Annotated in this window: 5 protein-coding genes; 3 read left to right on the forward strand and 2 right to left on the reverse strand. The window is 43.0% G+C overall.

Annotated elements, in window-relative coordinates; all coding sequences use genetic code 11:
* On the reverse strand, positions 1–4,758 hold a 4,758-nt coding region (locus F6J99_RS36330), incomplete at its 3' end, for a PAS domain S-box protein (RefSeq protein ID WP_293120503.1).
* A gap of 1,017 nt (positions 4,759–5,775) precedes the next feature.
* Here F6J99_RS36330 and F6J99_RS36335 point away from each other — a divergent pair.
* Entirely contained in the window at positions 5,776–7,497 is a 1,722-nt protein-coding gene (locus tag F6J99_RS36335) for an AarF/ABC1/UbiB kinase family protein (protein WP_293120505.1), read from the forward strand.
* 140 nt (positions 7,498–7,637) lie between these two features.
* Positions 7,638–7,781: a hypothetical protein gene (locus tag F6J99_RS36340; RefSeq protein WP_293120507.1), complete on the forward strand. Its 144-nt coding sequence runs from the start codon at positions 7,638–7,640 to the stop codon at positions 7,779–7,781.
* Here F6J99_RS36340 and F6J99_RS36345 read toward each other — a convergent pair.
* The gene (locus F6J99_RS36345) at positions 7,774–7,953 is read right to left on the reverse strand and encodes a hypothetical protein (RefSeq protein ID WP_293120509.1); all 180 of its coding nucleotides are present in this window, start codon (positions 7,951–7,953) and stop codon (positions 7,774–7,776) included. The genes F6J99_RS36340 and F6J99_RS36345 overlap by 8 nt on opposite strands.
* A 141-nt stretch (positions 7,954–8,094) precedes the next feature.
* On the opposite strand from F6J99_RS36345, the gene F6J99_RS36350 reads away from it, so the two are divergent.
* A complete protein-coding gene (locus tag F6J99_RS36350; RefSeq protein ID WP_293120511.1) occupies positions 8,095–8,469 on the forward strand; it encodes a hypothetical protein in 375 nt (124 codons plus the stop codon).
* Positions 8,470–8,781: the final 312 nt, after the last annotated feature.

Here is an 8,781-nt window from a genome sequence, read left to right on the forward strand (position 1 = left end):
TGCTTTTAGCTGAGCCAAAACCTTCCAGCCAGACACCTTCGGCAATTGCAAATCTAGGATAATCACCCCTGGGTTGACCTGTATAACCTGCTCGAGAGCACCTTCTCCTTCAGGGTAAGTCAAGGTTTGTAGCCCTATTTCCCTGATATAGCGAGAAATCACTTCAGCTGCAGTAATAGAGTCTTCGATGATCAGCACTTGGGGATTGGAGATGGCGGATTGAGTAAATTGGCTTAGCTGTTCCAAATCACTCTGGTATTCTCCGTTGGCCTCACCACTTTGTTTAATCGGCAGAGTTACTGTGAAGCAACTACCTTGACCCACTTCACTCTCGACATCTACCCTACCCCCGTGAATTTCTATGGTTCGTTGCACCAAAGCCAAACCCAATCCTGTACCGGCGTAGCGACGGGACAGACGGCTGTCAATTTGGACGAAGGATTGGAATAACTTACGCATATTTTCCTGAGCAATGCCAATACCAGTATCAATGACACTAAAACAAATAGTGTTTCTCAATAAGTCTTCCTCAGCTTTTAAAATAACGCTTCCTCCGGTTGGGGTAAACTTCACAGCATTGCTGAGCAAATTGATCAGGACTTGTCGGATACGTCGCTCATCCACTTCTATTTCCCATAGTCTCTCAGTTACCTGAGAAGTCAGCTTAATATTTTTGTGATGGGCTTGGTTTCTAACAAACATCAAGCTGGAATTGCAGAGTTTTTGGAGGGAAACAGCACCGATGTGGAGTTCCATCTTCCCAGATTCAATTTTGGCAAGGTCAAGCAGATCATTGATTAGTTCTAGCAAATGTTGACCACTGCCCTGAATTGTGCTGAGAGACTTACGCTGCCTATCTGTAATTGAACCATACACTTCCTCTTGCAAAGCTTCTGATAAACCAAGAATGGCGTTGAGGGGAGTACGTAATTCATGACTCATGCTAGCCAGAAACTCGTCTTTGAGACGAGTAGCCCGTTCTAACTGGGCATTAGCCAGAGCCAGTCTTTGATGATTTTGCCGCATCTGCTCTTCAGCATTTTTACGCTCTGTAATATCTCGACAGACTCGGATTAAACCACCATCCTCAAGTAATGTTAGAGAAAATTCCTCAGCAAATGTGCTACCATTCTTGCGCACAGCTGTAGCTTCTCCACTCCATTTTCCTGTTTTAAACAATTGGGGAAAAACTGACTTCTCAATACGCTCAATTTCTTCTGGCGGATAAATCATATGCCATTGCCGACCCACCAGTTGATCCGGTTTAGTGTAGCCAAACAATTCCAGGTGAGTCTGATTGAGGTAAAAGTATTCACCTGCTGGATTAACTAATGCTATGCCATCAGTAGCTGCTTCGAGAGCTGTTAACTGACTTTTGAGAGCTTCTTCTGCTTTTTTACGCTCTGAAATATCGGTGTGAGAACCTGCTATGCGATAAGGCTTACGTGTTTTATCCCACAGCGCCGCTCCACGAGTCAGCAGCCAACGGTAGGTGCCATCTTTGTGTAAAGCACGGAACTCTTCTTGATACTGAAAAAGCTTGCCCTCTAGATAATTATTAAAACTCAGTAAGGTTTGCTCTAGGTCGTCTGGGTGAATAATCTCTGTCCAGGATTCAAACGTATTGCTAATTTCATCATCTTCATACCCCAACATACTCTTCCAACGAGGGGATAAATACATTTCACCAGTTTGGAGATTGCAATCCCAAATCCCGTCGTTGACTCCTTCTACAGCTAAGGCAAATCGCTCTTTACTATCCCGAAGTTCCTGCTGAGCCTGTTTTCGTTGTTCTTCTACACCAATAGCGCTGGCAATCAGGTTAAGCAGTTGTTTGTCTTCTGTAGTTGGTTCTACCTGCTGCTGATACAAAACACACAGGGAACCCATTACCTTTTTGTTCCATTTGACCGCAATACCGATGTAAGTACACAGATTATAAGCCCTAATGTTGGGATCAGTTTGAGCATAAGCTGTATTCTGGAGATCCTGCTTGACAACTGACTCATCAGTTCCTTCTCTAATAACGTCGTAGCAAATACGTCCTTTTGCGCTATCCATAGTCGGGTAATCTGGCGGGACTTGCCACTGTCCTAATGTCACAAGTTGATTGTATTCCAGGCAATTATAGAGAGCAAAACTAGCATTGAGTAATTGCCCACAAACGGCTACCAGATGATTAATATTTTTGTCGGGATTGCTACCAAAATTAAGAAAGCATTCATTAAGTTTCTCCAGTCGGTCTTCAAATTGCTTCCGATGAGTAAAGTCTCGAATAACCCCTACAATATAGGGATTATTTTTAGAATCGAAGAAACGAGTTTTCTTGGTAGAAATGAAATGAAGGATACCCTTAGCATCAGTAAAGTATTCTTCATTTTCATTAACGACACCATTCTTGATGACGAGTTGATCGGTTTTTCTAAAAACCTCAGCTTCTTCTGAGATGAAAAATTCAGAATCTGAATGACCTAATAGTTGCTCTCTAGAATATCCGATAAACTCACAAAAGCTATCATTAAAGAATTTCCATTTATAAGATCTATCTTTTACAAAAATTGGATCAGATACTGCATTAATTATGTTCGTGATAAAGTCTTTGGTTGCTGCCAGTTCTGTGTTAGCTACTTCTAGTTCCAAGGCATGATTACTCAACTCTTGATTGAGCTGAGTAACTTGGGCTTCTACTTGCTTTCTCTGGGTGATATCTCGGAAATACCAGATTCTAGTATAGTAATCACTAGCTTCAGACACCACAGAGCCAGAGTAACGGTCAAAAATCCGACCATCATTCAAGTAAATTTCATCACAACTTACTTCGCTCGGATGTTCATACAGATACTTCAACCTGTGGATAAATTCTTTAGGTTTATTTAGCTTAGATAGCACACTTTTCAATATTTTTTGGTCGTCACCAGAGTTGAGAATCTCCTCTGGGATATTCCACATCTGACCAAAACGGCGATTGTGCCATAGGATTTTTTGGTTTTCGTCAATAACTAATATACCATCAATTGATGCCTCTTGTTGCGCCCTTAACAGAGAGTTAGTTCGTTTTAGTAAATTTTCACCCTGTTTACGCTCGGTAAGATCGCGAGCAATAACACAGTTGTATTCTTGATCATTAAACTGTAAATAATTAACCCCAATTTCTACAGGAAATTCCCGCCCGTCTTTAGTGCGATGTACTGAATCTTGCTTAAAACAACCTTGCTGTTTCAGATTTTTCCAAAACGGTGACCAGTTATCTTTTGACAGTAAGGTATCGATATTATAAAGGTGCAACGTCAGTAGTTCTTCACGGGAGTAGCCAAGGAAATTACAAGCAGCTTCATTGACATAACAAAATCGGCCATCCTGTTTTGATAAAAAAACTGCATCCCCTACCCGATCCAGAGAAAACTCGATCAGCCTTAGTGTTTCCACAGTAAGGAGACGTTCTGCAATCTCTTGCTGCAATTGAGTGTTTAGTCGTGATTGCTCAGCTGCATAACGTTCCCTTTGCTTAAAAGCAGTCAACAGACTATCAGCCATACGATTGAAATTGATACTAAGTTTCCCTACTTCATCTTTCGTCCACACCTCGACTCGTGCTTCCAAATTGCCAGCAGCAAATTCTTGGGTAGTTTTTTGTAGCTGTTTGACTGGTTTAGCAATTGATCGTCCAAGCAAGATAGCCAAAAAGATATCTGCGATTAAGGCTATAGCAAGGACGCTCAGCTCAAGTTCTAAATTATCCCTAAGGAATTGATTGAAAGAGGATTCAGTAGTTCCTCTGACTAACACTACTGTGGCTTCACTATCAAAATTAGTTAGAGCTTTAGCGACTATAGTGTACGATTGCTTACCCAAGGTTTGGCGTGTGTAAACTACCTGTGATGTTTGGGCAACTGCTTTCTCCAACAGGGACCCGTCTACTAAATGTAAACTCGATTCTCCTTGCTCTAAATCTTTAACATCACTGTTATCCAAAGCAGCAGTGGCTAAGTTAAATTCCCCCGAACCCTGGCGATAGTAGATGGCACTATAGCCTTTGTCAACCCCCTGCAGGGTGTTGTGAACTATGGGCAATTTGCCATTGACCAAGTCACCAGACACCAAGACAGCTACTATATTTCCAGTCTCTGGGTTCTTGACTGGAGTGAGTGTGTAACGAATTAGGGCGTCTTGTTCAACAAAACCATTCGGTAACTGAGGTGACTCCTTAGCTAACTCAACCCAGCTGACAATTTGACTGCTCCCAATCCCCGTTCGATTCTGGAAAACTTGACTGACTAATTGATTAGGATTAAACCTCTCTCCTGTACGGTCAGCGTTAGCATTAGCAATAATCTTGCCATTGGTACCTACTAAAGTGCCATATTCAATGTTGCGGGCTTTAATTTCGTTCCTCAGAACCCGTCTGACTTCAGCCTTGAGGGCTGCTTTGATAGGCTGACCAGAATGATGAGCGATCGCAGCAGCAATGATGGCAGCATTATCGGCTTGACTACGGAAGCCCAGCTTAGTTTGCTCAAGTTTAGAATTGTAGTTAGTCTCGGTGAGTGCTAATTGAGACTCAGCTTGGTCTCGTAGTTCGATTTGCCCTCCTATTACCATCATTGAAGCAGCGACGCCGAAGAATCCAATCAGAGAAATTAGCTCAGAGGCAAACAAACCAGTAAGCAGCTTACTACTTAGTGGTAAGTTATAAAACCACTGTAGGCAGCCTAACCGAATGTCTTGGGAAGGGTTAGGGACAGAGGGATAATCTTGCATAATCCAGGGGAATTTGCTTATGGCATTGCATTTTCGTGCGTCTGTAACTGAGATCCAATTCGCTAGTGCCGATTTGGTCCGGGCAATCTCGGAAACAGCATAGTTGTAGATAAATCAACGTCGATAAATCAACGTCGATAAATCAACACATTGCTCATGCTTGTTCGCTACGATGCCGCCGGAATCGATATGACACCATTGTTGCTTTGTTGATTTAGCCCCGTCATGGAGGATTCTGCTGAAGTTTTAATTTAAAGACTATCGGTGATAACACGCAAATTAGAGCTGAAATCCCAAGCTAGAGCCTCGGTTAATGTAATAATAGAAGTTGACAAATTTTTAGATATATGCATGTAGAAAAAATCCATTACACAAGACTAGTAAACCTTGCAAGTACACCTTGGTAGAAATTTGTGACGAGTTCCTTTGAAAATGACCAGATCAGGGAATAAGGGGATGAGGGGGTGATTTTGACTGGTCAGTGATTTGGAGCGTAATCTACTCAATTGACCATAATTGACCATCGTTTGTTCAGGAAATGGGCAAGTTTCTGGTGTAGGTTTCTATGGGACTCTCAATTGTCCTGGTGGCAAAACCTGCCCTAAACCCTCTATTGGACTTCAACTGAGGTCTTGCACCATTGTCATTAATCGTAGGGTGGGCAGTGCCTACCAACGTGGTTTGCAAGCTTCATTATCTGTCTGATGCACTGCCCACCCTATATGAACTGCCCACCCGACATGAACTATTGGACTAAACCCTCTATTGGACTTAAATACCAAGGCGCTGCATCGCTAATCCTAGGGTGGGCAGTGCCTACCAACGTGGTTTGCAAGCTTCATTAATTATCTGTCTGATGCACTGCCCACCCGACATGAACTGCCCACCCGACATGAACTAAACCCTCTATTGGACTTAAATACCGAGTTATTGTATATGTACTTGTGTATACTTATTTAATAAAAAGCAAAAGATAGATAAAAAACTATAAATTTCTTAGAGAGGCCTATACTCAGCGTGAGTCAGCATCAACTTGTATCTCCTGAACAGCGGTCTAATGAACCCCAAAGGTACTATGATCCACAAGCGATCGCCCGCTACTATCGTTCCAGACCTTGGGTAGTGATTTGGCGTTGCCTGAGGATTGTCTGGGGTTTCGCTAGCTTTGTTTTTAGTATTAAGTTAGACCAATGGCGCAACCGGACTGAGCAGAATAAGTTAAAACGAGCCACACAGCTGCGGGAACTTCTGACTAACCTCGGTCCAACCTTTATTAAAGTCGGACAAGCTCTTTCCACCCGCCCTGACTTGATTCGGCAAGATTTTTTAGATGAACTGATCAAACTACAAGACCAGCTGCCTCCCTTTGACAATGCGATCGCATTGTCCCAGATCGAGCAAGACTTAGGGCGCTCCATCCAAACACTGTTTAGCGAAATTTCCCCAAAACCTGTAGCAGCCGCTAGTCTCGGTCAAGTCTATCGGGCTAAACTCCACACCGGTGAAGAGGTGGCGGTTAAGGTACAACGTCCTAACTTACGCCCTGTCCTCACCCTAGATCTTTATTTGATGCGGTGGGCAGCTAGCTGGATTGCCCCCTGGTTACCACTCAATCTCGGTCATGACCTAACTTTGATTGTAGATGAATTTGGTACTAAGCTCTTTGAGGAAATTAATTATCTCAATGAAGGTCGCAATGCCGAACGATTTGCTCTAAACTTCCAAGACGACCCCACTGTCAAGGTTCCAGCAATATACTGGCGCTACAGCAGTATCCGTGTACTCACCCTAGAGTGGATTGATGGCTTCAAGTTAACAGACACAGAACGTATTGAAGCCTTAGGACTAGACACCGCAAGCTTGATTAAAACTGGTGTCACCTCTGGTTTGCGTCAGTTGTTAGAGCATGGCTTTTTCCATGCTGATCCTCATCCAGGTAACTTATTTGCTCTTCCGGATGGACGCATGGGCTATATTGACTTTGGCATGATGGATCAGTTAGATCAGGATACCAAAGAAACCATTGTCAGCTGTGTTGTTGATCTAATTAATCAAGATTATCAATCATTAGCCCAGGCGTTTGTTAAATTAGGTTTCCTAGCACCCAACACAGATATCCAGCCGATTATCCCAGCCTTAGAAGCTGTCTTGGGACAAGCAATTGGTGAAAGTGTCGGAAATTTCAACTTCAAGACGATCACCGATCAGTTCTCAGAGTTGATGTACGACTATCCTTTCCGGGTTCCAGCCAAGTTTTCCTTAATTATCCGTTCTCTGGTGACTCAGGAAGGACTGGCACTGACTTTAGATCCGAACTTCAAAATTGTCGAGGTTTCCTACCCCTATGTAGCTCAGCGTTTGCTTACCGGTGAAACTCCACAAATGCGGCGGCGTTTGATTGAGGTTTTGTTCAAAGACGGTAAATTCCAGTGGGAACGACTGGAAAATATGATTGCGATCGCTCGGTCTGATCAGAACTTTGATTTGCTACCAACCGCTCAACTTGGTTTGCAGTATCTCTTGTCTGAGGAAGGTCAGTTTCTGCGACGTGAACTGTTGTTAGCGTTAACCGAAGATGACCAACTCCATGGAGCAGAAATTCAGAGTCTGTGGAACTTAGTCAAAGATGATTTACCCCCAGAACGTTTATTCAATGTAGCTTTGAATGCACTAAGTACTATTTCCAGTGATGGGATTGGGGCTATTTTACCGAAAGCTCCTGCTGTGAGTAGCAAATAGTATGTCAGACCAACTGGCCTACAACGATATTCCTGATCATGACTACTTACTCCTGACTATTGACTACTTGTTGTTATTGTAATTAGCGCCGGTTCCCAAACGTTATAGCATTTGGTGGGTTACAGCCCGAAAAAAAATCAATGCTGCGCTTAACCCACCCTAGTAAATTAGAAAATTATAGTTACCACAACTACCGGATCGCATTCGCCGCTTTAGCAATCCGTGTCGGAATTGTGATAATTTTTGATACCCTATTCCCTACTCCCAGATCTGCTTTTATATAGCGATGCAGCGCGGTCTTGGGGAGCCAGTGCGGTCTTGGGGGTTCCCCCCATGAGCAACTGGCGTGGTTTCCCCCATCAGCGACTGCATCAAGACAATGTCGGGATAATTACCCTTAATAAAAACCTCCCCATCTCCCCATCTCCCCATCTCCCCATCTCCCCATCTCCCCATCTCCCCACCCTCTCCTTAATTATGGGTATTCAACCAGACTTGATATTCCCTATTCCCTATTCCCTATTCCCTATTCCCTTTGCTATCATTTTTTGTAATAATCTTCACAGGCACTAAAAGCATGAAGATTAGGAGTTATTTGTGTATAATTTTTGGCCAGACCCACCGTATTTTTTGTTAATTTTTGGTTTGTTTGCTGGGATTACCTGTGGGCTAGCTTTTGAAGCTACACTCAAAGAAAAAGTACAGGAATGGTATAAGACCAAATCCAGTGAAACCCTGGCTGAAATTAAAGGAATGCAGTTACTGCTTCCATTTGTGGGAATTGGTATTGGGATTTGCCTGTTTCTAGCCTCTGGGTTAGGAATTTTTGCCTTGCCCTATTGGTTGTGTTACTCAATCTCCATACCGATGACGTTGTTTATTAGTGGGCTAGTTTGGTCACAACTCGGTAACCTGTTGATTCAGTTAGAGCGAGGTGGTTCCAAAGCTCTAGATTTAGATTCCTGGGAATAGATATAGCGCTACGCGCAAGGCAATAGGCATGCTAGCAATAGGCAATAGTGAAGAAAAAAGCTTACTAATCAAGGGATTGAGCAATTTGAATTTTTCTTCATTTGTAAAACACCATAGTGCGTAGTGCTATAAACAGGCTAATTTGTGATTAGTGATTGGGAGTTTTTTCCCATACTATCGGTCAGCTACTAATGGGTAATTGGTAATGGGTAATAGGTAATGGGTAATGGGTAATGGGTAATGGGTAATGGGTAATGGGTAATGGGTAATTGCCTTTTGCCCATTTCCTACTCCCTACTCCCTACTCCCTAA

Origin of the sequence: Moorena sp. SIO4G3 (genome assembly GCF_010692305.1) — a bacterium.
Taxonomy (GTDB): Bacteria; Cyanobacteriota; Cyanobacteriia; order Cyanobacteriales; family Coleofasciculaceae; genus Moorena; species Moorena producens_A.